Consider the following 26,314-nt stretch of genomic DNA (forward strand, 5'->3'; position numbering starts at 1 on the left):
AGCCTCTCCCTATCCTGAGTTAAGCCTAAATGTCGTCTGGCGTCGCAACCAGCCCGGGCACGGAGAGCAGATATTCAAGTCCCTTAGCGTTGAAGCCATTGAGACTCAGCCGCTTTCGACTAAAGGGCGGGTTAATCAACTTAGTGCGAGTCGACACCCGGTTGAACCAGTCGGGATTACCCAAGGCCGCACTGCCCACGGCCACCATGTCGGCACCCAGATGCAACGCCTGTTGGGCACTGAGGCCATCGGCAATCTTACCCGCTACCATCAAAGGAATATCACCGATAAAGCCTTGACGAATATTCGCCAGCAGGGAACTCCCCTCGCCTTCATTCGGCGCCTTAAAGCTGTCCCCCATGGAGAAGTGCAGATAGTCGATATCTTGCTCGGCGAGGATATTAGCAACCTCCATCTGATGGCTCAGTGCTATGCCACGCACATTGGCATAGCTTTCCGGTGACAGACGAACGCCGACGATAAAGTTACGGGGCAGACGACGGCGGATCTCTGCGATGATGTCGCGCAGCAACTTAGTACGCTTATAGACACTGCCGCCCCATTCGTCGCTACGCTGGTTGAGGGTCGGATTGAGAAAATTACACAGCAGAAAATTGTGGGCGCCGTGGAGCTCTATGCCATCCAATCCCGCCTCAAAGGCCCGCAGCGCCGAATGAACGAAGGCTTCCTTAAGCTCGGCAATCTGTTCGCCGCTCATCTCCTGTACCCCGAGCGGATAGCGTCCACCCGGTGGGATGGCTGAGGGCCCCATTGGCGCACGGCTATTTAACTCCACCGAGGCGCGTACGCCACCGTGATGCAACTGCACTAGGGTCAGCACCTCTTGCCCCCTGGCCATCGCGGCCACCTTGGCAAACTGTCCCTGCTGATGATCGCTCATCAGACCGGGCTGCCCCTGCCAGCAGCGCCCGCCGGTCTGAACCTGGGTGGCGGCCAAGATCAGGGTGCCGAACCCGCCCCGGGCACACAGGCTAAGCCAGGCCATCTCATCGCTGCTGAGATCACCATTGTCTTCGCTCATGTTATGGGTCAGTGGGGCCAGAACCGTCTTGTTTTTCGCGCTCTTACCTGCGCGGCAAAACAGCTGGGGATGAGTAAAGCTTGTCGTCACCATAGTAGATATTCCACACCATTAAACTCATGGCGCCTACTGTACACGACTCCTTGTGGCGATATAATCAGGTAAATTAGCAAGAGTAAATTTCCCAATAGGAAATAATAACTGTGAAGAGTAAGCTAGATACCATCTACCTGATGAAGCTATTTGCCGCCATTGTCCACCGCGGCTCCTTTGCTGCCGCGGCCGCACAGCTGTCGATCACCCCAAGCAAGGCCTCTAAGGATATTCAATACCTGGAAAGCCTGCTCGATACCCGACTGTTGCAGCGCAGTACCCGCCATGTAACCACCACGGACGCCGGCGAACTCTTCTATCACAAGTCCCAGGAGATCCTCGAGCTCAACGACGAACTGCTCGACTACCTGAGTCACCAAAAGACCCAGCTTAGCGGCGAGCTGCGCCTGACCGCCCCCAAGCTATGGGGCGAACGCATACTGACCCCCATCATCTTGGCCTTCAAGCGTCATCATCCCGATGTGCGCATCAAGGCCAGCTTCTCCAACGAACACAGCGACCTTCACAGAGACAAGCTACACATCGCCTTTCGCAGCACACAGATCACCACAGAGCCTTACCTGGCGCGGCTGATCGCAAAAGATGAGTCTATACTTTGCGCCAGCCAAGACTACCTGAGTCGACATGCCGCCCCGCCGACCCCAGAGGCGCTGGCTGAACACAAGATGATCCTCCTCAGCAGCAGGGACAAGGTATTCGATCGCATCAAGCTGCTGCGCACTAACCATAGTGCCATGCAGAGTATTGAACAGCGACTGGACGGCGAACTCACTTTTAACAATAAGAGCGCCATCTACCAGGCGGTCAAGGCTGGATTAGGCATCGCCGTGCTGCCAAAATATCTGATCGATGCCGACCTGCGGAGGGGCGATTTGGTGACCATACTGCCCGACTACCAACTTGCGTCAGCCAACTTCTACGCCCTCTACAGCCATAGGCGAAAAGACTCGGCGCTGATCAACCTGTTTATCGACTTCGTGATCGCCGAGCTTACCCACGCACAGCCTAAAGTCGACTAGAGAGAATCCCTAGAAATCAAGATGACAAAATAGTTACAGAGCTAATTAAACTACTCCCCATATTTAAACTCTGCCAGCCTAAACTTCCCTTAGCTATATAAGGGTCGGCAGCGCGCAAGAAGCATACACAATCGGCCTCAGTCATGGACAACAACCCAGGCCACCACAGGGTAAGTGCTAACCATTCGCTCAGCCGTCATTGAGTCATCAACATGACCAACGACTATGGACATGATTTGTCCCAAACCGCAGCTCCAGCCAAGCTGCTGATAATTGTTCGCTGGTTGTTTTTCGCACAAAGGTAAGACTAATCCCACAACAGCACTAGGTGTATTGCCGCTTCATATTTTTATTTCGGTGTCCACTTATCACGCCTCAACCTCAGTAACCGCAAGGGCTACAGAGGATTAGATGAAGGTACGACTAAGCATTATCTCTGGATTCAGGGTGGAAAAATAGATCGATCGAGTGTTAATATAGTTCGAGCACTAACTATTAGTTGTGTAATTAATTTTTCATAAGAAACACTCACTTCGCTCGGGAGGGCACTATGTCGTCAGACAATGCAACGGAAGAAAATCTCATCTCACAGGTGTGGCAAACCGCCCGCCGCAAGGCCACTTACGCCATGCAACTCACCTGTCTTTTCGCCATCTTAAGTACCTATCTTTTTGTCATGTTGAAACCCGGTGGGATTCAAAATAACAAAGCGTTAGGAGGCCACTAACTCAATGCATTATTTAACCTACATCTCCCTCGCTATCTATTTTCTTGCCATGTTGGCCATAGGCCTGTTTGCCTACCGCCGCTCGACCGACGATGTGTCGGGCTACATCCTGGGCGGCAGACAGGTGAGCCCTCAGGTCACCGCCCTCTCTGCTGGTGCGTCCGACATGAGTGGCTGGATGCTGATGGGGCTGCCCGGTGCCATGTTCCTGGTGGGCTTCGAGACCATCTATATCGCCTTAGGCCTGTTACTTGGCGCCCTGGTGAACTACCTGATCGTCGCGCCTAAACTGAGGGTCTATACTGAGGTGGCCAACAACGCGCTGACGATTCCAGAATTTTTCGCCAAGCGCTTTCATGACCCCAGCTGCAATGTACGCATCATCTCTGCGGTCATCATAGTGATCTTCTTTACCCTCTACACCTCGGCAGGCCTGGTGGCTGGCGGTAAACTGTTCGAGTCGGCCTTCGAGGTCAACTACGAGCTTGGACTGGTGATCACCCTAGGGGTCGTCGTCTCCTACACCCTGCTGGGCGGCTTCCTGGCCGTCAGCCTGACCGACTTCGTCCAGGGCTGTATCATGTTTGTCGCGCTGATCTTGGTGCCCGTGGTGGCCTATCAGGAGTTCAGCAACGCCGACAAGATGATGAATTTCGCCTACGAGTCTATCCCTCATTTCGGCGAGGCGATGCAAAACGTCACCCTGCTGGGACTGATCTCGGCGCTCTCCTGGGGCCTGGGTTACTTTGGTCAGCCTCATATCATAGTGCGCTTCATGGCGATCCGTAGTGTGTCTGACATCAAGACGGCCAAGAACATCGGCATGAGCTGGATGACGGTCACCATCATAGGCGCCCTGGCCACCGGCCTAGTGGGTATCGCCTATGCCAACAAGTTCGACATGAAACTCAGCGACCCTGAGACCATCTTCATCGTCTTCTCTGAGTTGTTGTTCCACCCCTTGATCAGCGGCTTCCTGCTGGCGGCGATCTTGGCGGCCATCATGAGCACCATCTCGTCTCAGCTACTGGTGTCATCCAGCTCGCTGACCGAAGATATCTATCGCGTGGTGTCTAAGAAGGAGGCCAGCGAAGAGGAGATGGTGAAATTGGGACGCTTCGGCGTAGCCGGGGTGGCCATAGTCGCCAGCCTGCTGGCACTGGATCGCTCCAACAGCATTCTGTCACTGGTGAGTAATGCCTGGGCCGGCTTCGGCGCCGCCTTCGGTCCACTGGTGCTGTTTAGCCTCTACAAGAAGAACCTGACCCATAAGGCCGCCGTGGCCGGTATCGTCGCCGGTGCCGCCACCGTACTCTTCTGGATCTATGCCCCTGTGCTCCCCGAAGGTAAGGCACTGAGTTCCATGCTCTATGAGATGATCCCTGGCTTTATGGCCAGCAGCCTGGTGATCTGGGGCGTGAGCGCCTTAGATGGCGATCCTTGTGAAAACACCATAGAGACCTTCGATGAGGCCGGGCGTCAACTAGCCGAGCAGAGATAAGGCGGGGGAAACATGGCAAACATACACTGGAAACGCATCGTCGTTAAGGTGGGTAGTGCCCTGATCGCGCCCCATAAGCAAGGATGCAGCAGCCACTATCTGCTGGGTATCGCCCAATTTATCGCTAACTGCCGCGCCCAAGGCGTCCAGGTCGTCCTGGTTTCCTCCGGCTCGGTGGCCGCCGGCTGGCACCGACTGGGTGATGTCAAACAGCCAAGCGTCTCGCAGAAGAAGGCGATGGCCGCCGCGGGCCAGGCCGATATGATGGCCACCTGGGACAAGTTATTCGACTTTCCCTCGGCCCAGCTGCTGGTTACCCATGGGGATCTCAGGGATCGCGAGCGTTACATCAGCATCAAGAACACCCTGTTTAGCCTGCTGGACCACGGCCTGCTGCCCATAGTCAACGAGAACGATGCGGTCACCACAGACACACTGCGTGTCGGTGACAACGACAACCTGTCGGCCATGGTCGCGGCGGCGGCCGATGCCGACGCCCTGATCATCTGCTCCGACGTTAACGGGCTCTACACCAAGAATCCCCAGCTGCACGATGATGCCAAGCTGATCAAACAGGTGAACGAGATCAACGAGTCTGTCTACGCCATGGCCGGCGGCGCCACCAGCGAGGTCGGCACAGGCGGCATGCGCACCAAGATAGAGGCGGCAGAGAAGGCGATCGCCCACGGCATAGAGACGGTGATCATCAACGGCTTCGACCCCGATGCCTTCAACCGTCTGCTCAAAGGCCAGAATCCGGGCACCCTGTTTACCCCGTTCGACCAGCCCATGCAGGAGCATGTGCACTGGATGACCCACACCTCACAGGCCCAGGGTGAAGTGATTGTCGAAGATAACTTCGACGCCCCCCTGGACGACCAGGAGACGCAACTGACCAGCGACGATGTAGTGGCCGTAAAAGGCAACTTTTCCGTCGGTGACACCATCTTAGTGCGCAAAGGCGATGGCACTAAGCTGGCGAAGGCCCAGGCCAATTACAGCAGTTGCTTACTGAGTTTTATCGCCAAGCAACCGGACCGTGCCTTTGCCCATGATGTCGAGCAGCAAACCGGTCCCATCTTAAGCGATGAGAACATCGCCATATTGGAGTAAATATGAGCATAATCGAAACCCTATCTAGGGATGCCGCCCAGGCCGCCAAGACGCTAGCTCAGGTCGACACCCAAACCAAGAACACCATCTTACTGGACATGGCACGCAGCCTGCGCGACAACAGCTTCGAGATCCGCAGCGCTAACCTAATCGACCTCGCCAGCGCCGAGCAGGCGGGGCTGAGCCACGCCATGATAGACAGACTCACCCTGGACGGAGATCGCATCGAGGCGATGGCCCAGGGAATAGAAAATATCGCCACTCTGCCCGACCCTATCGGTGCCCAGCGCGACCTGAGCACCCGTCCTAACGGCCTCGCCATCAGCAAGATGCGGGTGCCGCTCGGCGTGGTGTGCATGATCTACGAGGCGCGCCCCAACGTTACCGCCGATGCCGGCGCCCTCTGCTTCAAGTCGGGCAATGCGGTGATCTTAAGAGGCGGCAAGGAGGCGCTGCACACCAGCAAGGTGATCGCCGCCGTGCTGCAGAAGGTCCTCAAACAATATGGCCTGCCGGCCTCGCTAATTGCCGTGGTGCCAGACCCAGACCGCGCCCTGCTGATGGAGCTGATGCAGCAGCGTGACACCATAGACGTCATCATCCCCCGCGGCGGTGAAGGCCTGATCAACTTCGTCACCGAACACAGTAAGGTGCCCGTTATTCAGCACTTTAAGGGTGTCTGCCACCTGTATGTGGATAAGGATGCGGACCTGGACAAGGCACTGGCCCTGCTGCTGAACGGCAAGACCCAACGCACCGGCGTGTGTAACGCCCTCGAGGGCCTGCTGGTACACAGCAAGGTAGCCCCCAAGTTTCTCGCCATGGCGGCCACCGCGCTGGCCAAGCACCGGGTAAAGATCAACTGCTGCGCCAATACCCAGCAATACTTCAATGGGGCCCAGGTGCTCAGCGATGAGGCGTTTGGCCAGGAGTATCTTACTCTCGAACTCGCCGTGCGTCAGGTGAAGGACTTTGACCAGGCCGTCGCCCATATTCATCGCTTCGGCAGCCGCCATACCGAGGTGATCTGCACCGAAAATGAGCTGACCGCCAAACGCTTTCAGCGCACGGTCGATGCCTCTGTGGTCATGGTCAACGCCTCGTCGCGCTTCTCCGACGGCGGCGAGCTGGGCCTGGGCGCCGAGATCGGCATAGCCACCACTAAGCTGCATGCTTACGGCCCCATGGGGCTGGAGTCCCTCACCACGGAGAAATACCTGGTCAATGGCGACGGTCAGATCCGCGCCTAGCAAACATTCATAGGAGGCCCAACATCTCTTATCAAGACCCGGGGTTAAATCCTCAATTACGCATCGCCTTCATCGGCGGCGGCAACATGGCCAGCGCCATCATTCGCGGCCTGATCAAACACGGCCACAGGAGCGCACATATCCTGGTCTGTGCCCCCAGCCAGCGCACACGCAGCCGCCTGGTGCAGGATTTTAATGTCAGGGTGCACTCGGACAACAGCGCCGCGGTGGCCTTTGCCGACATCATCATACTGGCGGTGAAACCCTTCATCGTCCCCTTGGTGTGTGACGAGCTACGCCCCCTGCTTGGGCAAGTTAATAACGGCAGGAGTGAGCAAAAATTGCTGATCTCCATCGCGGCAGGGCTAACCCATGCCAGCATCTCAGACAAGCTGCCCCAAAATGTTCAGCTGGTCTGCGCCATGCCCAACCTGCCAACGGCCATCGGCAAGGGACTCACCGGCCTCTATGTGCCGGGCCACCTGGACAGGCAGGCCGTCGATGATGCCGAGCAGTTGATGCGCGCCGTCGGCGATACCGTCTGGCTCGAAGATGAGCAGCAGATGGCCAGCATAGTGGCTACCGCCGGCAGTTCGCCCGCCTACTTCTTCCTGTTTTTAGAGGCGATGGAGAAGGCCGCCATCGCCCAGGGGCTGCCAGCCAAGACCGCTAGCAAGGCGGTGCTGCAGAGCGCCATGGGCGCCGTCTCTATGGCGATGGCCAGCAAGGAGGGACTCGCTAATCTACGCCATCAGGTCACCTCCCCTAAGGGCACCACTGAGCAGGCGGTGCTGGCCTTTCAGCATGGGGATCTCGATGCCTTAGTCGCCAGGGCGATGGACAGCGCCGCCCGCCGGGCCAAGGAGCTGGCGCTCGGCTAAGCCGCGCCTTTTGCTTTGCCGCTAAAGCGAAGAGGCGCGCTCATTTGAGCGCGCCTCTTGTTTAATCAGCTTGTAGAGCCTATTTCGCCATGCAGTTGGCGTAGTAGGTCACGGTCGCCGGCCAGTCGCTAAACACGCCGATCACCCCAACATCCTTCGCCAGTACATCCAGCAACTCGAAGGCCTTACCTTCATCCTTGATCGCCTCGGTGATGCTCTGATAGTACCAGCCGCCGCCCTGGGTCAGCAGGCCCGAACGCTCCAGGGTCCAGGTGATGATCTTAAGGCCCGCCGCATTAGCCGCCTTGGCATATTCCGATGGCACTATCTTGCCCTCGTCGTCCAGCGTAACCAATACCCAGAGCGGCGGCGCGATGATCTGCACGCCATCGGTTGCCAGGCTATCCATGCCGGGTGACCAGGTGCTGCTGTCCTGGGGGTCGAAGTCGCTCAGATCGTATCTGTCATCCAGGTAGACCGCCTGCTGACCAAACTCGGGCGCATTAGCAATCCAGTATTTCACATCATCGAGGTTGAACGACTGGGGATAGACGCTAGATGGCGAGACACCGGCCGCCTGATACTCATCCAGCATCATCTGGGCATAGTCTGCTTGCGTCATGCCATCAAATGGCATGGTCACGCTCGGCGCCTTCAGCTCTGGGGTCATCTTGACGCCCGCCGCCTTAAACATGGCGATACTCTCGGCGTGGGTCATCAGAGTGCCCTCGCCGGCGTAGAGATCCGTGCGCCAGCTTTCGGTGCCCGCCATATACTCTTGCACATTGGTGGCCTTAGGGTTGGCGCCATCCATCTTGCCCTTGAGGCGCTTGAAATCTGCCAGAGTGATGTCGCTGGTACAACAGCTGGCACTGGCGCTCACGCCGTTAACGGCATCGGCCGGGGTGAAGGGCACGCTACACTTGGCGGCGATATCATCGATGGCCAAAATGTTGGTGGTGGTAGCCAGGTCGCACTGGGAATGACGGCACACCAGCGCCTTGTCGGCGGTAAAGGTCACGTCACACTCCACCACGCCGGCGCCCGAGTCGATGGCCGCCTGGTAAGACTCTTTCGTATGCTCGGGAAACTGCATCGCCGCGCCGCGATGGCCGATGGCAAAGTCGCTGCGATAGAAAGGCCCCTGACGGCATTGCTCCAGCTGACTCTTGAGCTCGCCATCGACCATCTGATCCACCAGAAACAGGGGACGAACACCTACCTGGGCAGGAACCTGCTTATCGATACCCATCACTTTGATGAGGGGATTGCTCGGTTCCTGCTTGTCATCATCATTGCTATTACAAGCCGCCAGGCCGAGGCTTCCCAGTAGGATGCCCGCTAAGGCAGTTAGATTAGCTGATTGAATTCGCACTTTATTATTCCCTTAATTAACCATAGTCGGCCAGGGATACTAGCCAGTGCAGATGACAGTTAGACAACATTAATGTGACGATTGGCCACCATCATCCTTGATGGTCGCCTGCAGACTGGCCAGCAGCGCCTCGGGGGCGTCCAGACTGATATCGTGGCCGCAACTCGGCAACACCAGCGCCTGAGTATGGTAGAAGCTTGCCAGCGCGCGGCTGCAGCGGGGATCGGCCAGACGATCCTCGGCGGCGCTGATAACCGTCACGGGAATACTCGACAGCGGCGGCGCCTGAAAGCGGGCGCAGGCGATAAGCTGACGAACGCCGTTGCAAAGACTGGTATGGCGCTCATCGCGCCAGCGGCTCCAGTTAGCGATCAGCGCCAGGTTGTCGCCATGATACAGACTGGTGTATTGCAGCACGCAGGCCTCCACCAGGCTGAGACCCGTGCCCAGCTGGGTCAGCTTGAGGCGCACTCCGCCTAACATCGCCCTCAGCAAGGGGAGTAGACGAAAGCGGCGATACCAGGGGGAGAGATTGGCGGCGCTGCTGTTAAGCAGCACCACCTGACGGATGCGATCCGGATAGCGACTGGCCAGGGCCAGCGCCGTCATGCCCCCCATTGAGAGGCCAATCAGCACTACAGACTTGCCCCTAAAGGGATTGATATGGGGCAATACCTGGCCCCAGACGCTGTCGCAATAGGCCTCTATACTCGTGGGGCTCTGCTCAGATGCCAGGCGACCATTACCGGGCAGATCGACTGTGATCACCCGCTCACCGGCAGCAATCAGGCGCTCGACAAAGCCCTGCCAGTGGCGCTCGTCGCGCATCAAGCCTCTAAGCATTACCCAGGTGGTCATCTTGCTCCTCGATTAAACCAAAGCCGCTGCCCCTCGGCGGTGAGCATTGACAGCTCGGACGGCGAGAGGCGCTCCAGCACCCTGCCGTAGGCGGCGTCGAGCAGAAACTGCATCAACACCACATGACGACGCAAGATCCTGTGGTGTCTGTGGGGCGCCTGAGGATTGAAGTAGCCGGGAAAGTTAAACAGCTGACGCGGATTCTTGCGCACCCAGGCCCATGACCCCATCTCTAAGGTTAGCGGTACGAAGGGGGTCTTGCCGTCAACCTGAGTCACCAGATAATCCCAGATGTCGCCGTGGGTGCGATAGAAATGACTCTGGGGCGCCAGCTGATAGTGGCCGTGGTGGGGATAACCCTTCTCAAACAACTTATGCAGTTGATAGACATAGCCTATGCCGGCAAAAGGTTCGCGGGTGTGGGCATGGGGAAACCAGAGGTGATCCTTGAGCCCGAAGCCCGAGTGGGCATCGAGCGCCAGCAGGCTACTGCTGCGCGCCTGTAGCGAGGTGACATAGTCTATCAAGGCCTTGGTTTCCGCCGCGATCGCCTCGCCGCGATACCAGGGCAGATGACGGGAGAAGCGCTGCCCGCCGACCAGGAAGGTGACTCCCTCCTGCGCCTCTATGGGAGCGTTGCGCATCAGGTCCACATCCTGACCATTGCCACGGCTGCCGCGCAAGAACCCCGCCGGATTCACTATGGGGACGAAGGCCAGCCTTACTCTTCTCAATAGCGCCTGCAGGTGCGTGTCCCAGTCGAGACGGTTAAGCAGGCTGCCGAGAAACGCCAGCACCACCTGGGCGCCGATACGCTCGACCCCATGCACCCCGCCGACAAAGAGCACGCAGGGCGCGTCGCTTTCTTGTGCCCCCAGCTCGATGGCGGTCACCGACAGCGCCTCGCCGCGGAAATAAAAGTCCAGCAGTGAGCGATGCCGAAAATGCGCCTGATGCTGGGCGATCAGCCGCTTTAGGGTATCTATCTCGAAGGCATGCTCGAAGGAGAACCGACTCATTGCCCCAGCTTAACACTGCTTATCCATGGGCTTAACTTAGCCTGACAATGCGACAGGGAGATGACACTCGCCAGACCTGGATTTGGGCACTTTAACGAGAGGACCAGTGATTTAGACTAACCTTAATAAAAGCGCTTTTATTTAAGAGCTTTTGTTTAAGAGCTTTTATTTAAGAGCTTTTATTTAAGAGCTTTTATTTAACAGCTTTGCTCTAAAGACTTTAATTTAGCGGCCTTACCTTATCGACTTTACATTAGCGACTTTACATTAGCGGCTTTCAGCCTGCATCAGGGCGTTAGCTAATCTCCTGACAAGGGCACATCTTCTAAGGATAACCCAATGAAAAATTTGTTTATTATCTTGGGCCTCTCACTCTTGCCGCTATCGGCATTCGCCGACTGGGGCCTGAGCTACAGCCTGGGGCAAACCAACCCCAAATGGCATGGCTCGGATAACGCGAGGGCCCACCGACTCGCTCTGGTCTATCCTATCCCCATGCAAGACACCCTGCTGACCCGCCACAACCTCGGCATCAATCTGGAGCTGGCCTACCACTACTGGCAAGACTACACCCCGAGGGACAATCACGGCGTGTCACTCATCCCAGTGCTCAGCTATCAATATCCCCTGGAGAGCCTCAGCCTCTACTTCGAGGGCGGCATAGGCATCACCTATATCGACAGCGAGCACTACCTTGACCGCAGCCTGGGCTCCCACTGGCAATTCGAAGACAAGTTAGGCGCCGGCGTGATACTGCAAAAGCACCACAAGCTCGGGATCTCCTTCAACCATTACTCTAACGCCAATCTCGCCAGCGAGAACGATGGCTTCAACGTGGTTGGTCTCAGCTATGGCTATTTCTGGTAGTCCTTTTTGGGCATAAAAAAGCGCAGCCCTGAGGCTGCGCTTTTCATCAAACGGATAGGCTAACTAAGCCTAGGGACAAGATGCGCCGTAGATCTCGCTCACCCAACTGCTGTTGTCGATGAAAGGATTACGGTTCTTCTGCCACTCGAACACACGGTTGTTGCGGCGGCGCTCCCAGTCGCTGACCGGATCTTGCTGGTGCCAGCGATACAGGGTACAGAGATCCCCAAGCAGAGCCTCACCATTACCGGTAACCCCGCTCACCACGCTAAGATCCGGCGTGCCGCTGGCATCGTTGCCCTCATACCTGACATCCATATAGAACACCATACGCGCCACATCGCCCTTCACTTCATCGCGCGGCTCGAAGCTGTCGGCATCGGTAAAGTTGCCCGGCGCCTCAGAGATCTCATCGCCGCCGGCGGCAAAGTCTTTGTTGCTGCGGCTGCTGTTCACCGTAACATCTGCCGGACGCAGGTGATGCAGATCGGTATAGGCGTACTGACTGCTGCTGGGGAAGCCATGGCTCTTAGCCCAGACGTGTTCTCTGTTCCAGGCATCGAGTGAGGTACTCAATCCTGCCCGATTCGTCTTAGGCTCAGAGCGGCCCGAGTACAGCAGGATCACGTTATTGCTGTTGTCCGGATCTTCATCGGCATAGTTGAGTCCATCCCACACCTGGCTATAGCTGAAACGGGTATGGCCCTTGATGATCCCATTTAGGCTGGCTTTTAGCGCCGCGCCGGTTTTGCCTATCGCATCGCCATAGTAGCTGGTGTAGACATAATCCCCATTGTCACCGGCCGAGCCGTCACCGCCAGTGCCCGAGCCAGTGCCTGAACCATCGCCAGAGCCAGAACCATCACCGCCACTCGCCACGCTGTAGCTTAGGCTGAGCGACACGCCAGTGAAGGCTTCATAGGCGTTGATATGCACATAGTAGCGCCCGACCACAGGCGTGGTGACGCTGCACTGCTCGTTGTTGCCGGTAAGATAAGGGGCGCAGTCATACTCTGACAGCGTCGGCTCGCTGCCCTGACGCAGATAGAGATCGGCATCCCCTGTGCCGCTACTCATGGTGACCACCACATCGCTCGCCCCTTGGGGCAGATCGAACAGGTAGCTGAGGGTCTGCCCCTTGGCCGCGCTAAGGTCAGACTTTGGCTGACCATTACCCAGCTGATTGTCGCCGCTACCTGCGGAGGTGTCGCAGCTATCCAGGCTACCCGAGCCCGGCGTGCCGGCGTTATCCATGGCGCTCCAGTCGGCCTGTGACTTAGTGTTGATCACTGTGGTGCGCGCCAGGGAGACGTCGCGCACATTCAGCGACCAGCCACTCAGGCCGCCTTCCCAGGCGACCAGATCCACCTCTTCGCTGCCCTTCGACAGGCGCACGAAATCACCTGAGTTACCCAAAGTTAACGACATGGGAGATTGATCTGGATTGGTGTTGAATAGGCTGTAGAAGCCCGCTTGGTTGGCCGCCACCGTAAAGTAGGCGCCTGGGGCGAGCGTGCCCTGCAAGGCCTGGCTGCTGCCGTTGTCGCTGAGCTGGTACTGACTCAAGTCGATACTGCTGCACCCTGCGTTATACAGCTCGACATACTCTTCGACGCTGTCGTTGTTGGGCGCATCGTATAACACTTCGCTGATCAGCAGATTGGCGTTGGCATTGAAAGCCAGGCCAGCAACTAACGCAGCCGTTGATAACTTATACATATCCATCGTAAATTTTCACTCTAGTATTTTTATTATTGAGCCCGGCCTAAGGCCTGGGCTGACCCCGTACGCCACGAAGGCAAATCCCTTCGGGGCGTACAAGGAGGCATACTAACGCCCTAAGGTTACAAATTGAAACATTTAAGCCATCATCTTGATAACCTTTGATTAAAATCAAGCTAACAGGCAGTTCTCACATGATTTTTACAGTAGGTACTTTTACGGCCAGTGCTTTTACAGCCAGTTCTTTTACAGCAAGTGCTTAGAAATAAGTTCTGTCCGAGTAGTCATAGAGCCATTCGGGGCGATAGACCACCATCAGGGTCACCGCCATGCCATTCAGCAGCGCCTCGGGAAAGGCCAGCAGCGGGATCAGCAGCAGGTAGTTATCCGTCAAATAGGCCCAGTCATAGTCGGTCGTCAGGTAGAGCCAGGTCGACCAGCTGAGTATGTGAAACACTATGCAGAGGAAGGCGTTCATGAAGGCGCCGCAGAAGATGTAGACGAACAGATGGTGCGGCAGATACTTAAACACCTTACTGTAGACCACATAGCTGAGAAACAGCGGCAAGGCGATAGCAACCAAACCATAGATGGCGAAATCCAGCGGCAACTTAAGCATGAAGGTGGCGAAGAAGGCGACCGGCAACAGCAGCGCCAGGGTAGCCAGGCGCCAACCAAACATCAGCATCAGTGTCACCAGGCCGAGAAAGTGGGCATGAATCCCCGGGGTGATGCTGGCGTCGATAAGCCAGAGGGCATTGACGAAGAAGATGGCCAGCAGCAAGCGGGTCTGCAGCGCCTTGTCTTTAATCAGCGCCTTCACATCCTCGACCGGCCAGATGGCCCAAAGCCAGAGTGCCAGCACGGCCATGGTCAGCAGCTGGGCGCCGCCAAGTTGCCAATCAATCTCACTCCATCTTTGTAGCAAGAATGCCGTCATCGCCTTTCTAACCCCATCAAAACCCTAGCGGCCCGCTTAGCGCAAATGTCCGCTAATATCTTTCGCTAAACCGCTTTCCCTTGGCGCTCACCCTAGCATAGACACAGACTCGGCGTCATTAATCCTGAGACTAGCAGGAGTAAAAGCTGGCGAAAACGAACCGAAAAATCACCTCGATATAAGCCACTGTTAATCTACTTAATTTTGGGTAATAATCCTTTGACGCAGTGAGGAAAGGGACATCATGCTAAAGTACTGGTACAAAGACTTTGCCCAATATCCGCCGGGGCACAGAGACTATTGGCGCACCCGATTGATCGGCCATACCCTGCTGCTCAGCAGCAGCTTCTTCCTGGTGCTTACCCTGCTCAATATCTTCTATTTCGAGAGCTATGAGTACGCCACCCTGGACGCCAGCGGCTTCGTGCTCTCCCTATCGATTCTGGCCTTCTTCAACCGCACCGCCAACGTCAACCTCGCCTCCTGGGCGGTGACCCTGATGGTCACCGGATTGATCCTGCTGTTCGTTGCCTCTGTGGGCGGCTATGCCCACTCCCTCTATTGGGCAACCCTGATCCCGCCGTTCGCCTTCTTCCTCCTCGGCCGGCAACGAGGCAGCCTGGTCTCTCTAATCGCCTTCGGCGTGTGCGCCTATATAGTCTATAACCAGATCCAGGAGGCCAGGCCCGTCACCTTCGGCATGGGGGCCCTGTTCAATGTCATCGAAGTATCGATTGCCCATATCTTGCTGTTTCGCTTCTACGAGGGCACCCGCTCCTCGGCTTATCGTCAGCTGGGCGAGCGCAACGCCAAGATCCAGAAACTGGCGGAGACAGACAAGCTAACCGGTCTCTACAACAGAGAGAAGCTCGACATCACGCTGGAGGAGTATGTGCTGCAGAGCCGTCACCGGCAGACCCCCTTTAGCCTGCTGATTCTGGATGTGGATTACTTCAAACAGATTAACGATGCCCACGGTCACCTGACCGGCGATTGCGTGCTGGTCCAGCTGGCAGACAGCCTCAGGAGCCTCTGCCGTGAGGGGGATTTTCTGGCCCGCTGGGGCGGTGAAGAGTTCGTGATCCTGCTGCCCGAGACCTCACTCTCAATCTGTGTTGCCGTGGCCGAACAGCTACGCCAGGATATCGCCGCACAGAAGTTTGATGGCCAGTCTCTCACCATCAGCCTGGGAGCCGCCCAGCTTAGGGAAGATGACACAACCAAGACCCTGGTCAACCGCGCCGATAACGCCCTCTATCAGGCCAAGCACACGGGGCGCAATCGGGTCGTGGCCGAAGCCGAAAGCCCCCACATCCGCGCCGTTAACGACTAAACATCAGCAATTAAGGCCGCTACTGCGGCTTTAGCTCAGGCTATCCTGGCGCGTACCAGTCACTACCTATGGCTAGTTTGCCAGCGGCGCTTAAGCTGCTAGTATGAAACCAATAACAACCTAAAAAAACCAATAATATGAATACCCTAACTAAAGTAAGCCTCGCCGTTGGCCTGCTGCTTTCCGGCAGTGCCCTGGCACAAACCACCCTAATCCATAACCTCAAGGGCTACACCCTAGAGCAGGGCAAGCTGACCCAATTTAGCGCCATCGCCTTTAATGGCGACAAGATAGAGAAGATCTACCAGCAGCGGCCGAGTGAACTGCAAACGCAATCCACTAACGTCAAGGTGATCGATGCCAAGGGGCAGACCATGCTGCCCGGACTCATCGATGCCCATGGCCATGTGCTCGGCTGGGGGCTAAACCTTATACGGGTCGATCTCAAGGGCAGCGAGTCAGAACAGGCGGCCGTAGAGAGAGTTCAGGCCTTTAGAAAGCAAAACAGGGATCTTAACTGGGTGCTGGGCCGGGGATGGAACCAGGTGCTCTGGCCAGAGAAAAGCTTCCCCACCGCCAAAGCCTTGGATAAGGCCTTTCCCGACACTCCTGTGTGGCTAAGACGGGTCGATGGCCACGCCGGCTGGGCCAACAGCGCCGCCATGAAGCTAGCGGGCATCAATGCCGACACCCAGGCCCCCAGCGGCGGCGAGATCGTCCGAGACGATAAGGGACAACCCAGCGGCGTGTTTATCGACAATGCCATGGCGCTTATCGAGCAGCAGATCCCAGCGCTAACCCAGCCCGAGCAGGCCCGCGTGCTACGTGCAGCCATGACAGATCTCGCCCGTCTCGGCCTCACCAGTGTACACGACGCTGGTGTCGGTCACGATACTCTCGCCGCCTACCGCCAACTGGCAGACGATAAGCAGATGCCGATCCGCATCTACGCCATGGTCGCCGCCGACGATAGTCAGTTCGACCAGACGCTGGCCAAGGGCCCCTATCGCCATCCTGGCAGCATGCTGGATATCAGCAGCGTGAAGATCTCCGCCGATGGCGCCCTGGGCAGCCGCGGCGCCGCACTGCTACAGGACTACTCGGATCTGCACGGCCATAAGGGACTGCTACTCTACAAGGAAGATGAGCTGAAGGCCTTGATGCTGAAGTCGATGCAAGCGGGATTTCAGGTGAACACCCATGCTATTGGCGATCGCGCCAACAAGCTGGTACTGGATGATTACCAGAGTCTGATCGCCAAGACCCACACCAAGGCGCTGAGACACAGGATCGAGCACGCGCAGATACTGCAGCTGAGCGACATTCCCAGGTTTGCCGAGCTTGGGGTGATCGCCTCCATGCAGGCAACCCACGCCACCAGCGACATGAACATGGCCGAAGACAGGGTCGGCCCGCAGCGGATCAAGGGCGCCTACGCCTGGCGTAAGCTATTGGATAGCGGCGCGGTGATTGCCGCAGGTTCAGACTTTCCCATCGAGTCGGCCAATCCCTTCTTTGGTCTGCACGCCTCTATCACCCGCCAGGATCATGCTAACCGCCCAGAGCTAGGCTGGTATCCCGGCGAGAAGATGAGCCTCACCGAAGCGCTAAACAGCTTTACCCATGACGCCGCCTACGCCGCCCATCAGGAAACCCAGATAGGCGAACTGCTGCCCGGCATGAAGGCCGACTTCATCCTTTTAGAAAGCGATCCCTTCACCATGGACCCGCAGCAGCTATGGCAAACTCAGGTGAACCAGACCTGGGTCAATGGCCACAAGGTATTCGATATCAAGAATGCCCAGTAACGAAATACTTAAAAGCGCCCGGTTCGATTACCGGGCTTTTTTATACCGTCTAAATACAAAACGTTTAATAGACAATAGGTTATAATTCAATCGACAGGCTATTGCTAGTCGAGTCATAGTCCCGGCGCACACCAAGGAGTCGCAACATGCTAGTCACCTTTAAAACCAAGCACTATGCCAACATCACCCTGTTTGGCGATGTGGCCCAGACCTTCTTAAAGATACTCGGCCACAGCACCTCGGTGCCGGGGGCGATTCGCGCCGAAGATGTGCCCGCGGCGCTGGCCCGACTGCAACAGGCGGTCGCCAATGCACCGATTCAGCTCACACAGACAGAAGATGACGAGGACGATAAGGGCCCCTATGTGAGCCTGAGACAAAGGGCGCTGCCCCTCATCGAGTTATTCGAGTCGGCGGCCAAGAATAATGACAACGTGATGTGGGAATAATCTGTAATACGAAAATAGGCACACATAAAATCGGCTCGTGAATGTCTCTTACCGAACCGATTTTATACTTTTTACTATATTCACAGAATCTTCAATATCGCCTCTTTTATCTGAGTTATTTTTATTCAAAAACTCTCCAGCAAATCAGTCTAATATATCCTACCTGTTTTCAGCACAAATCAATTAACACTTAATTAACAAGCAAGACAAGTTCAAATAATTTGGCCAAATTAAAATCTAAAACAAATAATATTAACCAGTTATAAGCTATTCCCCTAAACCTTCTCAAACTCTCTGTCGCAGCTTAGCCACCGGCAAGAGTTATTCTGCTTATTTCGCTGTTTTTAAAGCAAAACAATCGCGACAGAATGATTAGTCATTTTAGACGCCTAATCGGGCAAATTTTATTCAACACACTGCATAACTAACAGATAACGCGCATAATTTTAAAATGTACAAAAACTGAGACATTTGTATGACTTTTGTTAAATCACACCTACTAATTGTCATAATAGGCTGTTAGTATGCTGTCGAGTTTTTAAACTAAGGATGGTTAAACGTAGCTAAAACCTACAATGAAAATTGGATTCAGATTACTCATTTTCGATTTACACTTTTATTATAAAAATAAGGTAAAACATGAAAATTAATAAACTGAGTATGGGGTTGTTGTTATCGCTAGCTTCGTCAATGAGCTATGCCGATGATGTTGAAGTTTACTTTAATCACGTGGTCAATCCACCGGCCGTTCAAGCCGACCTTGAACAGAAAATTATCCAGCTTATCGATTCCGCCAATAGCACCTTGTATATGGCGATCTATGATCTCGATCTGCCCGGTATTGCCAATGCCATGGTGGCCGCTAAACAGCGCGGCGTCGATGTAAAGTTTGTCACCGACGAAGACAACATCGCCGGCGAGAATGACCAGGCCATCGCCATCTTAAATCAAGGCGGCGTCCCCTGGATCGACGATACCGAAAACGGTAGCTCAGGCTCCAAGATCCAGCACAACAAATTCATCGTCGTCGACGGCAAGAAGGTACTCACCGGCAGCACCAACTTTAGTCAGTCTGGCGTGCATGGCGATCTGGATGCCCAGGGCAACCTGATCAGCGAAGGCAATGATAACCATATCGTTATCATCGACTCTAACCAGCTAGCCAGCGTCTACACCCACCAGTTCAATCTGATGTGGGGCGACGGTCAGGGCGGCGCCAAAGACTCACTCTTTGGCCTGGGTAAGCCTGATCATCAGCTGGAGACCGTCTACACCAACAACGACAATATCCGCATCGATGTACAGTTCACCCCGCAGTCGCCAAGCGTCTACGTGGGCTCGACCCTATACAACATGCAGCAATACATTCGTAACGCCCAATATCGTATTCACCTGGCGCAATTTGTTATTAGCGCCCAGGATGTAGCCGATGAAATGGAGCTGAGACACGATGCCGGCGTCGAGGTGCAAGGCCTGGGCGATGCGTCTTTCTTCTCTCGCTACTACTCTGAATTTCAGGATATGTTAGGCATAGAAAAGCCTAACACCTCAGGTGAGATCGAGGTGGACAGCTACACTGGCGCCGCCAACAACATCTGGGAAAACCCTGCCGATGTGCGCGTAGCCAAGCTAAACAGCAACGATAAATTCCATCATAAGTACATGATTATAGACGATATGGTACTGACGGGGTCCCACAATATCAGTGGCGCCGCGGCCTTTGGTAACGACGAAAACATAGTGGTTATCCACGACGCCGAGACCGCCGCCGAGTTTGAGGGACACTTCAGCTACACCTATTGCGTAGCAGGCAACGGAACTGAGTGCGCCAAGCCCGCCTATGAGGAAGGCACCTGGGAAGGGGTCTTCTTTAGCGCCAGCGAAGTGGGTGTAGTACTGGATATCGTCAACAACGCGACTCTGACCGAGCTGGATATCGACGCGGCCATGAACAAGACAGCCGCCAACAATATCATCGCCGCCAGACCGATTGCCGACATGGATGCCCTGGCCGCCGTGCCTTACGTGGGTAACGCCGCCATGATAGATCTGAAAGACTATATCGCTCAGTGGCAGAGCAAGTAGTCACTCGCTAAAGCATTAAGGGGCGGCCTATTTGGGCCGCCCTTTTTCATGGGAGGCTGTGTAACTTTACCGTTTGTTTTTGCAGTCGTTCCTAAGCGGTGACGCCGTAAAAATCGTCTGCAAACGCCGTCCAAAGGGTTAACGGGTCAGACGCTCTATGATCGTCTTATGCTGTGGATAGGCCTCCAGCAGCGGCTGGCGCTCAAACAGCTCGAAATCCTCGAAGGTAAAGCCTGGCGACACCATGCAGCCCACCAGAGAAAAGCCCGGGTTATTCATGGCCGAGCCGAAGATACAGCCCTTAGGCACCCAAAATTGCGGCCGTTGACCTGCGGCCACGTCCAGCCCCAGCTCAGCCGTAGTCAGCTCACCCGCCCCGTCGATCATATAGATGGTCAGTGGCTCGCCGCCATGGAAATACCACATCTCATCGGCGGTCAGGCGATGAAAATGGGACACCTCGCCGGTGCGCAGCAGGAAATAGATGCTGGTCCACAGCTGGCGCCTGTCATCGAAGGCCTCCTGTGCCCGGTAGGAGGAGCGATAATAGCCCCCTTCCACATGTTGCTCTAACTGCAATGCATTGATGAAATCTTCCGCGCGCTGCATAACCTCTCCTTCTTCATGTTCTAACCGACTCAGCTTTAGGATTCTTGCCCTTGAGTTAATGGCCCTAAATCAAACCTAAGTCAATGGCCTAGCACTCTAACCTATGTTGATACTTAATGCTGTGACTCGAGCTGAGCAACGAGGCAAGCGTGTCGCATAATAACCTAAATAAAAAAGCCCAGAGCATTATGCCTTGGGCTTTTATTATCTTTACTAATTCGCTAGATCTCAGTGCTTAGAGACGCCGTGACGCACCATCTCTTTGCCCTGCTCGAACACTTCATCTGTGATCCAACGGGCATGCAGGAGCTTGTGGTTCTTATCGAACACGGCCACAAAATGGCGGCCATCGGCGTTATTGGTCGCCATCCCAACCCCTTCGACCCCTTCCAGTCCCAGGCCGCCGTTTTCTACCGCCAGCAGGAAGCTGGCAAGATCATCCAGGTTGTCGATAACCGTTTTATCATCACTCATGACTTTGCTTCTCATCTTCATCCGCCCGCTAACGGGCCTAACACTATGTCGCGTACTCTACCCTGAGTGAGCCAAGATGTGAACCTTGTTGGGGCTAATACCAATCGTGGTAAATAACTGACCATGCTAACTTGTTAAAACGTTCGATAACGGCGTTACTATTTTTGATTGTAGAATAACTACTTATCGAAAATAATGCCTTGTTCTCAAACGTTTTCCTGCGCTATTTCTGATCACTTACTTACCGTGATTGGTATAAAGCGTCCCCTGTTTACGGTATTGGGCCGCCGACAGCAGTACCATCACGGCGAAGAAGATGGGATCGCTCCAGCCAAAACCGGTAAATATTCCCTTCACGCCGGCATAGGTGGTGATCGCCACTCCCAACAGATTGGTCAGGAGTAACGCCAGTATCAGCTTCTTCGCCACCTTGCCCAGGGCTAACTCCCTAAGTAGCCAAGCCACAAGTGCAATGCCCCCTAAGAAGATGCTCGTATGCTGCGACAGGAAATAAGCATATTGATCCTGTATCTGCACCCCATAGAGAGGCCATACCTGCAACGGCAGGCAAAAGAGCACTATGGCGAACAAGCCGTAAATGGCGCCGTGTAGACTCAAGAAAACCTTGTTGGTCATCTCAGCATTCCTTAGGCCAGTAGGGCCCGATTGATAGCCGACAGCGGCAGGTTAATATCGAAGATCTGACCGCGTACCTCGTCGACGCCCATCGCCTTGAGGCGGGCACTGTGCATGGCCAAATAGGCACGCGCCGAAGCTTCATCTTCGAACAGATAGATGCCGCCACCTAACTTATCCTTCTCACTCTCAGTCCAGATCTTCCAGATCATTCCAGGCTCCTGATTGATAGACTCGGCCAGCCCCACCAACTGCTCGGCCATCTCCTGACCAAAAGGGCCTTCAAATGCAAAATCTACCTGTAATAACTTGCTCATCGTCTCTCTCCAGATGCGGTTTAACTGATTCATTAATGGGATCCCTCCTAAGACGAAGGATCTTGTAAGGCTTCTTAGCAAACGTGCTAGGCGTTTGCCGTCGATGAGTGTCATACTACTCGCAAAATATAGACATTAAAGTTCATAATATTGCGCATTAATGTAGAGAAATTAGACCGATGAAACTCAAGACGACCCTAGATCAATGGCAGACGCTACTGGAGATAGATAAGGCGGGTAGCATTCAGGCGGCGGCGCTGTCCCTCAACAAGAGCCACACCACCTTAATCTACGCCGTGAAGAAACTGGAAGCTCAGCTAGACCTGCCGCTGCTGCGCATCGCAGGGCGTAAGGCGGTGCTCACCGATCAGGGCAAGTCGTTACTTAGGCGGGCGAATGCCATGCTGGAGCAGGCCAGGACCCTCGAGGAGCTCAGCACCCAGATCGCCAGCGGCTTAGAGTCACAGCTCGTAGTCGCCATAGATCACCTCTGCGACCGCAGCTGGCTGTTTCAGCCAATGAGTGAGTTCCTCACCCACAACAGTGCCACCTCGGTCAAAGTGGTCGAGACCTCGCTATCGAAAACCACCCAGATGGTGGTTGAGGAGCAGGCTGATATCTCCATCATCAATCTGCCTATCAAAGACTATCCCTCTGAGACCTTCGCCCTAGTTAAACTTTACCCCGTTGTCGCCAGGCAACATCCCCTCGCCGCTATTCCCTCGCCGACTACGGCCGATCTGGCCATAAACCGCCAGATAGTGATCCGCGATCTGGGCGACACGAGTCAACAGGATGTCGGCTGGCTAAAGTCCAATCAACGCATCACGGTAGATAATTTCGACCACGCCTGGCAGGCGGTTACTCTTGGGCTCGGTTACTGCCGCGTGCCCCACCACGTCATTGAGAGATATCGAGACCCAAACGTTAGCGTGCTCAACCTGGAGCATGCCCACAGCTATCAGGTGCCCCTGCATCTGACGCTCCCCAAGGGGGCCAAGACGGGGCCTGCGGCTAAACACCTCTATCAGCTGCTGCTGGCTTCGGCGGCCCAGCGAGTGGCGCCTTAGTAGCAAGAAGACCACTCAGCGAAAGCCCAGTCTTTAGGGGCAATAAGTGATTACGCTGCTGGAGTTGCAGGTCTAAACAGACAATGTTAGGGTCAGCGCGAATTTTAAACCTTCAAGGAAAGAATATGTTAAAGAAGATCTTAGCCAGTGTCGGCATAGGTAAGGCCAATGTCGATACCATACTACTCGATGAGCAACTGCGCGCCGGAGAGCCCTTTCGTATCGAGGTAGTGATCACAGGCGGAGAGGTGGAGCAGGAACTCAACGGTCTGGAGTTCGCCATCATGGCAGAGGCCAAGGCGGAAAAAAGCGTCGGCGAGGACGAGATAAAATATAACAAGAGCCTGGTACTGCAAAGCTGGAAGCCCATGCTGAAGCAGACCATAGCCCCAGGAGAGGCCATTACGCGCCAGTTTACCCTCAACCTGCATCCCGAGACCCCGGCCACCCGCCTCTTCGGTCAGCGCATCGGTAAGATCTGGCTACAGACCGGCCTAGATATCAAGAACGGCATCGACGGCAGCGATAAAGATCCGCTGACCATCTTACCCTCACCCACCCAGCTGGCGGTGTTAGAGCTTATCGAGCAGGCTGGTTATCGCCTCTACAAGACAGATATCGAGGCGGGTTATATCCACGCCCACGAGTTCTCCTCGCACCTGCCCTGCTACCAGGAATATGAGTTTAAACCCGAGTCTCACTCCTTCTTTGGCGCCAGAGAGCTGGAAGTCAGCTTCGTCGACAACGGCGAGGAGACAGGCGTGCTGCTCGAAGTGGATCGCGCCTTCCTCGGCGACGGCTACCGAAGCATCGCTATTCCCAACGAGCTAGACACTATAGAGGCGGTGCGCCCATACGTGGAAGAGTTACTCGGTTAATATCGCCACATTAGGGCACCAAAAGCCTGCCGCCATCTGCAGATTGCAAGCAGGTGGCCAGGCTAAAATCTGTTCTCTACCGTGAGGACGATAGAGTCCGTCTGATACTCCATGTTAAGCGCATCCCATTTGGCCTCTGAGTAGGCATACTTGAGCCCCATCACCCACTCCTCTCCCAAGGCGTAGCTTAGGCCAGCTTCCGCTGCGACCAGTTGATTACCGGACCAAGTCTGAAAACGTGCCATGGCATCGGCCGACAATCCGCCACCGATATGATAACGGGTTCGCCCTTCGATAGAGGGCATGACCTCCAGGCTACCCTCACCGGCATACTGACCGCCGGTCAGATAGTCCACCTCTAGCTCTACCAAATAGGCATATAGACCGCCACCTAACTTGAAGTGCCAATCCCCCTGGGGCGCGAAACGATAAAAATATTGCGAACCCAGGCTCCACTGCTTGAAAGCCAGATAGAGGGAGTCACCGTCCTGATACTGCTTACCATCCAGCTCGAACTCCCCCGAGAGGGTGCCAAACAGGCGTGTCTCGTTAGGCGAAAGTTCGAGTTGTAGCGAGGTCTTACTTGAGTCTAAGTACTCGTACAAGAGATAGGAAAACGGCTGATGATCGTCCACCAGCTGGCTGTCTGGCAGCAGATCTTTCGCCCCTGCCATACCCAGAGAATCTGTCATGTTAAAGCCGAGATTAACGGCAAAGCGGTGACGCTTGGGGCCACGAACCGCAGGCTGAGCACGCTTCTCGGCGCGCGGGCCAGCTCGGCCATTCAGGGGCCCATCCAGGGGCATAGAGAGATTAAATTGCAGCCCACCTTCATCATTGGGAAAGAGGGATACCGCCAGACCTTGGTTATCGTAGCGCTCGACGAAATACTGGTTCACCAGTATGGCGATGCCCGCACCACCGAGCACGTCATCGGCGTAGTGCCGTCTGCCATGCACCCGACTGGCGGCCACCACACCGGCTCCCAGATAGGCGGGGATCCCCCAAGCATTGCCGTATCGCGACTGCAGAAAGGCGGCACCAGAGAAGGCCCCGGCGGAGTGGCCAGAGGGAAAAGACTTATAACTTCCACCCGCCACATTTGAGTTGGGTCGATAGCGCCCCACAGTGCTCTTGGTCGCCTCGACGATAAGCTGGGTCGTCAGCACAGAGAAGGTCAGCTGCTTGGCGCCCTCAAAGTCATCATAGAGCCAGGACGCCAGGTATCCGGTCGCCGGAATGGCAATCACCAATATATCTCCGGCCTCGACAAAACCATCGTCTATCGACTCATTGATGGCGTTATAGGGCGCCGCCATAGCGAAGAAGCTCAGGCTCGCCCCCAACAGAGCACTGGTTTGTAGTCGCTTGGCTTTTAGTGGCATGGCTTTTAATGGCGTGGCTTTTAATGGCGTAGCTTTTAATTGCATAGCTTTTAATCGCAAAGCTTTGATTGGCATAACTGACTCCCGGCAAAGCAGATACTTGCCCAAAGTGTAGATGCAAATGCTTCATGCTGTGGCTAATCACTAGCCCTGAGGCACTAAATCGCGTAAAATATCGCCGCCTAATGCATAGGCCAAGTATCTGATCACAAAAGCCCTTAGCAAGGAAATGGCTAAGGTTAACCACTTAAGGACGAGTCATGGACCCTATCTCCCAGCTGTTTGCCGCCTATCTAGAAATGGTCAGCAGCAACATTGTCGCCAGCTATGAAGATGCCGCCAATACCCGCCTTGTCAGCCAGCGTCTGGTGTATGAAGACACGGCCATCGGCTTTCAACATCAGCTGTGGCGTATCCGGGATCAGAGCGTCTGCGCCGACATCAAACAAGACGTCACTCAATATGCCTACTGCACCCGCAAGGCCAAGCGCATGTTCAGCAGTCTGTGTCAGCAGCTTTCCAGGCGTGACGATCTCAATCAGCACGGCAGACGCCTGTCGACCATGTACTGTAACGCCTCCCTCAGCTATAAGCCGATGATCGCCCACATAGGCGAGCCAAGTTTGCGCAGCGAGCAGCAACGGGCGCAGAAACGCTGTAATGAGTTGATCCTCAAGGCGATGCAAGACAAAAGCCCAGAGGTGCAGCAGCAAAAGGCAGCCGCCTGCGCCAAGGCTAACGGCTAACCACTCGGCTAACAGCCACGAAAAATCGAGCACAAAAAAGCGAGCGCCAAGGCTCGCTTTTTTAACTCGCTATCTGTAACTCACTATCTGTTACTA

The 26,314-nt window shown here is 55.3% G+C and carries 25 protein-coding genes; 14 read left to right on the plus strand and 11 right to left on the minus strand.

Annotated elements, in window-relative coordinates; all coding sequences use genetic code 11:
* Window positions 1-25 precede the first annotated feature (25 nt).
* Entirely contained in the window at window positions 26-1,135 is a 1,110-nt protein-coding gene (locus K0I31_RS15730; protein WP_220078971.1) for an NADH:flavin oxidoreductase, read from the minus strand.
* A 110-nt stretch (window positions 1,136-1,245) separates the two neighbouring features.
* On the opposite strand from K0I31_RS15730, the gene K0I31_RS15735 reads away from it, so the two are divergent.
* The 6 genes from K0I31_RS15735 (at window position 1,246) to proC (ending at window position 7,647) form a co-directional block, all read left to right on the plus strand.
* Window positions 1,246-2,175, plus strand: coding sequence for a LysR family transcriptional regulator (locus tag K0I31_RS15735; RefSeq protein WP_220072147.1), 930 nt, complete (start codon window positions 1,246-1,248; stop codon window positions 2,173-2,175).
* A gap of 550 nt (window positions 2,176-2,725) precedes the next feature.
* Window positions 2,726-2,902 (plus strand): hypothetical protein, encoded by a 177-nt coding sequence (locus tag K0I31_RS15740; RefSeq protein ID WP_186300604.1) that lies wholly within the window; start codon window positions 2,726-2,728, stop codon window positions 2,900-2,902.
* Between the two features lie 4 nt (window positions 2,903-2,906).
* Window positions 2,907-4,403: a sodium/proline symporter PutP gene (putP, locus tag K0I31_RS15745; protein WP_220078972.1), complete on the plus strand. Its 1,497-nt coding sequence runs from the start codon at window positions 2,907-2,909 to the stop codon at window positions 4,401-4,403.
* A gap of 12 nt (window positions 4,404-4,415) precedes the next feature.
* A complete protein-coding gene (proB, locus tag K0I31_RS15750; protein ID WP_220072149.1) occupies window positions 4,416-5,516 on the plus strand; it encodes a glutamate 5-kinase in 1,101 nt (366 codons plus the stop codon).
* 2 nt (window positions 5,517-5,518) lie between these two features.
* Window positions 5,519-6,766: a glutamate-5-semialdehyde dehydrogenase gene (locus K0I31_RS15755; protein ID WP_220078973.1), complete on the plus strand. Its 1,248-nt coding sequence runs from the start codon at window positions 5,519-5,521 to the stop codon at window positions 6,764-6,766.
* 23 nt (window positions 6,767-6,789) lie between these two features.
* Window positions 6,790-7,647, plus strand: a complete 858-nt coding sequence (gene proC, locus K0I31_RS15760; protein WP_258406656.1) for a pyrroline-5-carboxylate reductase — start codon at window positions 6,790-6,792, stop codon at window positions 7,645-7,647.
* A 79-nt stretch (window positions 7,648-7,726) separates the two neighbouring features.
* Here proC and K0I31_RS15765 read toward each other — a convergent pair whose 3' ends face one another.
* The 3 genes from K0I31_RS15765 to K0I31_RS15775 form a co-directional block, all read right to left on the minus strand.
* The gene (locus K0I31_RS15765) at window positions 7,727-9,022 is read right to left on the minus strand and encodes a glycerophosphodiester phosphodiesterase family protein (protein WP_220078974.1); all 1,296 of its coding nucleotides are present in this window, start codon (window positions 9,020-9,022) and stop codon (window positions 7,727-7,729) included.
* A 69-nt stretch (window positions 9,023-9,091) separates the two neighbouring features.
* Complete coding sequence (locus tag K0I31_RS15770; protein ID WP_220078975.1) at window positions 9,092-9,880, minus strand: alpha/beta fold hydrolase; 789 nt, start codon at window positions 9,878-9,880, stop codon at window positions 9,092-9,094.
* On the minus strand, window positions 9,877-10,899 hold the full coding sequence (locus K0I31_RS15775; protein ID WP_220078976.1) for a M14 family zinc carboxypeptidase: 1,023 nt from the start codon (window positions 10,897-10,899) through the stop codon (window positions 9,877-9,879). Before K0I31_RS15775 ends, K0I31_RS15770 begins: the two co-directional genes overlap by 4 nt.
* 339 nt (window positions 10,900-11,238) lie before the next feature.
* Here K0I31_RS15775 and K0I31_RS15780 point away from each other — a divergent pair, with 339 nt between their 5' ends.
* Window positions 11,239-11,766: an acyloxyacyl hydrolase gene (locus tag K0I31_RS15780; protein ID WP_220078977.1), complete on the plus strand. Its 528-nt coding sequence runs from the start codon at window positions 11,239-11,241 to the stop codon at window positions 11,764-11,766.
* A 69-nt stretch (window positions 11,767-11,835) separates the two neighbouring features.
* On the opposite strand, the gene K0I31_RS15785 is transcribed toward K0I31_RS15780, so the two are convergent.
* Both K0I31_RS15785 and K0I31_RS15790 read right to left on the minus strand, forming a co-directional pair.
* Window positions 11,836-13,491 carry an endonuclease gene (locus tag K0I31_RS15785; protein ID WP_220078978.1) on the minus strand — a complete coding sequence of 552 codons (1,656 nt, stop codon included), beginning with the start codon at window positions 13,489-13,491 and terminating at the stop codon, window positions 11,836-11,838.
* A 256-nt stretch (window positions 13,492-13,747) separates the two neighbouring features.
* The gene (locus tag K0I31_RS15790; protein ID WP_220078979.1) at window positions 13,748-14,428 is read right to left on the minus strand and encodes an energy-coupling factor ABC transporter permease; all 681 of its coding nucleotides are present in this window, start codon (window positions 14,426-14,428) and stop codon (window positions 13,748-13,750) included.
* Window positions 14,429-14,672: 244 nt separating this feature from the next.
* Between K0I31_RS15790 and K0I31_RS15795 the strand changes: the two genes are divergently transcribed.
* From K0I31_RS15795 to K0I31_RS15810, 4 genes are all read left to right on the plus strand, one after another.
* Complete coding sequence (locus tag K0I31_RS15795) at window positions 14,673-15,761, plus strand: GGDEF domain-containing protein (protein WP_220078980.1); 1,089 nt, start codon at window positions 14,673-14,675, stop codon at window positions 15,759-15,761.
* Window positions 15,762-15,898: 137 nt separating this feature from the next.
* Window positions 15,899-17,569 carry an amidohydrolase gene (locus tag K0I31_RS15800; protein ID WP_220078981.1) on the plus strand — a complete coding sequence of 557 codons (1,671 nt, stop codon included), beginning with the start codon at window positions 15,899-15,901 and terminating at the stop codon, window positions 17,567-17,569.
* A gap of 146 nt (window positions 17,570-17,715) precedes the next feature.
* Window positions 17,716-18,018 carry a DUF1840 domain-containing protein gene (locus tag K0I31_RS15805; protein ID WP_220078982.1) on the plus strand — a complete coding sequence of 101 codons (303 nt, stop codon included), beginning with the start codon at window positions 17,716-17,718 and terminating at the stop codon, window positions 18,016-18,018.
* 639 nt (window positions 18,019-18,657) lie between these two features.
* Complete coding sequence (locus K0I31_RS15810) at window positions 18,658-20,103, plus strand: phospholipase D-like domain-containing protein (RefSeq protein ID WP_011866824.1); 1,446 nt, start codon at window positions 18,658-18,660, stop codon at window positions 20,101-20,103.
* Between the two features lie 138 nt (window positions 20,104-20,241).
* On the opposite strand, the gene K0I31_RS15815 is transcribed toward K0I31_RS15810, so the two are convergent.
* The 4 genes from K0I31_RS15815 to K0I31_RS15830 form a co-directional block, all read right to left on the minus strand.
* Window positions 20,242-20,712, minus strand: a complete 471-nt coding sequence (locus tag K0I31_RS15815; protein ID WP_220078983.1) for a cupin domain-containing protein — start codon at window positions 20,710-20,712, stop codon at window positions 20,242-20,244.
* A 228-nt stretch (window positions 20,713-20,940) separates the two neighbouring features.
* Complete coding sequence (locus tag K0I31_RS15820; protein ID WP_144201911.1) at window positions 20,941-21,186, minus strand: hypothetical protein; 246 nt, start codon at window positions 21,184-21,186, stop codon at window positions 20,941-20,943.
* 237 nt (window positions 21,187-21,423) lie between these two features.
* Window positions 21,424-21,822, minus strand: a complete 399-nt coding sequence (locus K0I31_RS15825) for a hypothetical protein (protein ID WP_220078984.1) — start codon at window positions 21,820-21,822, stop codon at window positions 21,424-21,426.
* Window positions 21,823-21,833: 11 nt separating this feature from the next.
* Window positions 21,834-22,139, minus strand: coding sequence for a monooxygenase (locus tag K0I31_RS15830; RefSeq protein WP_220078985.1), 306 nt, complete (start codon window positions 22,137-22,139; stop codon window positions 21,834-21,836).
* A gap of 179 nt (window positions 22,140-22,318) precedes the next feature.
* On the opposite strand from K0I31_RS15830, the gene K0I31_RS15835 reads away from it, so the two are divergent.
* On the plus strand, window positions 22,319-23,209 hold the full coding sequence (locus K0I31_RS15835) for a LysR family transcriptional regulator (RefSeq protein ID WP_220078986.1): 891 nt from the start codon (window positions 22,319-22,321) through the stop codon (window positions 23,207-23,209).
* A 125-nt stretch (window positions 23,210-23,334) separates the two neighbouring features.
* Window positions 23,335-24,087 carry a sporulation protein gene (locus tag K0I31_RS15840; protein ID WP_220078987.1) on the plus strand — a complete coding sequence of 251 codons (753 nt, stop codon included), beginning with the start codon at window positions 23,335-23,337 and terminating at the stop codon, window positions 24,085-24,087.
* 62 nt (window positions 24,088-24,149) lie between these two features.
* Here K0I31_RS15840 and K0I31_RS15845 read toward each other — a convergent pair whose 3' ends face one another.
* Window positions 24,150-25,517: a phosphatase PAP2 family protein gene (locus K0I31_RS15845; protein ID WP_258406522.1), complete on the minus strand. Its 1,368-nt coding sequence runs from the start codon at window positions 25,515-25,517 to the stop codon at window positions 24,150-24,152.
* A 215-nt stretch (window positions 25,518-25,732) separates the two neighbouring features.
* Here K0I31_RS15845 and K0I31_RS15850 point away from each other — a divergent pair, with 215 nt between their 5' ends.
* The gene (locus K0I31_RS15850; RefSeq protein WP_220072166.1) at window positions 25,733-26,218 is read left to right on the plus strand and encodes a hypothetical protein; all 486 of its coding nucleotides are present in this window, start codon (window positions 25,733-25,735) and stop codon (window positions 26,216-26,218) included.
* Window positions 26,219-26,314 lie beyond the last annotated feature (96 nt).

The organism is Shewanella spartinae, assembly GCF_019457555.1.
Taxonomy (GTDB): domain Bacteria; phylum Pseudomonadota; class Gammaproteobacteria; order Enterobacterales; family Shewanellaceae; genus Shewanella; species Shewanella loihica.

Coding starts and splice junctions, on each gene's coding strand:
- K0I31_RS15730 (WP_220078971.1), bottom strand. CDS start 1,135: ATGGTGACGACAAGCTTTACTCATCCCCAGCTGTTTTGCCGCGCAGGT.
- K0I31_RS15740 (WP_186300604.1), top strand. CDS start 2,726: ATGTCGTCAGACAATGCAACGGAAGAAAATCTCATCTCACAGGTGTGG.
- putP (WP_220078972.1), top strand. CDS start 2,907: ATGCATTATTTAACCTACATCTCCCTCGCTATCTATTTTCTTGCCATG.
- proB (WP_220072149.1), top strand. CDS start 4,416: ATGGCAAACATACACTGGAAACGCATCGTCGTTAAGGTGGGTAGTGCC.
- K0I31_RS15755 (WP_220078973.1), top strand. CDS start 5,519: ATGAGCATAATCGAAACCCTATCTAGGGATGCCGCCCAGGCCGCCAAG.
- K0I31_RS15770 (WP_220078975.1), bottom strand. CDS start 9,880: ATGACCACCTGGGTAATGCTTAGAGGCTTGATGCGCGACGAGCGCCAC.
- K0I31_RS15775 (WP_220078976.1), bottom strand. CDS start 10,899: ATGAGTCGGTTCTCCTTCGAGCATGCCTTCGAGATAGATACCCTAAAG.
- K0I31_RS15780 (WP_220078977.1), top strand. CDS start 11,239: ATGAAAAATTTGTTTATTATCTTGGGCCTCTCACTCTTGCCGCTATCG.
- K0I31_RS15785 (WP_220078978.1), bottom strand. CDS start 13,491: ATGGATATGTATAAGTTATCAACGGCTGCGTTAGTTGCTGGCCTGGCT.
- K0I31_RS15790 (WP_220078979.1), bottom strand. CDS start 14,428: ATGACGGCATTCTTGCTACAAAGATGGAGTGAGATTGATTGGCAACTT.
- K0I31_RS15795 (WP_220078980.1), top strand. CDS start 14,673: ATGCTAAAGTACTGGTACAAAGACTTTGCCCAATATCCGCCGGGGCAC.
- K0I31_RS15800 (WP_220078981.1), top strand. CDS start 15,899: ATGAATACCCTAACTAAAGTAAGCCTCGCCGTTGGCCTGCTGCTTTCC.
- K0I31_RS15805 (WP_220078982.1), top strand. CDS start 17,716: ATGCTAGTCACCTTTAAAACCAAGCACTATGCCAACATCACCCTGTTT.
- K0I31_RS15810 (WP_011866824.1), top strand. CDS start 18,658: ATGAAAATTAATAAACTGAGTATGGGGTTGTTGTTATCGCTAGCTTCG.
- K0I31_RS15815 (WP_220078983.1), bottom strand. CDS start 20,712: ATGCAGCGCGCGGAAGATTTCATCAATGCATTGCAGTTAGAGCAACAT.
- K0I31_RS15820 (WP_144201911.1), bottom strand. CDS start 21,186: ATGAGTGATGATAAAACGGTTATCGACAACCTGGATGATCTTGCCAGC.
- K0I31_RS15825 (WP_220078984.1), bottom strand. CDS start 21,822: ATGACCAACAAGGTTTTCTTGAGTCTACACGGCGCCATTTACGGCTTG.
- K0I31_RS15830 (WP_220078985.1), bottom strand. CDS start 22,139: ATGAGCAAGTTATTACAGGTAGATTTTGCATTTGAAGGCCCTTTTGGT.
- K0I31_RS15835 (WP_220078986.1), top strand. CDS start 22,319: ATGAAACTCAAGACGACCCTAGATCAATGGCAGACGCTACTGGAGATA.
- K0I31_RS15840 (WP_220078987.1), top strand. CDS start 23,335: ATGTTAAAGAAGATCTTAGCCAGTGTCGGCATAGGTAAGGCCAATGTC.
- K0I31_RS15845 (WP_258406522.1), bottom strand. CDS start 25,517: ATGCAATTAAAAGCTACGCCATTAAAAGCCACGCCATTAAAAGCCATG.
- K0I31_RS15850 (WP_220072166.1), top strand. CDS start 25,733: ATGGACCCTATCTCCCAGCTGTTTGCCGCCTATCTAGAAATGGTCAGC.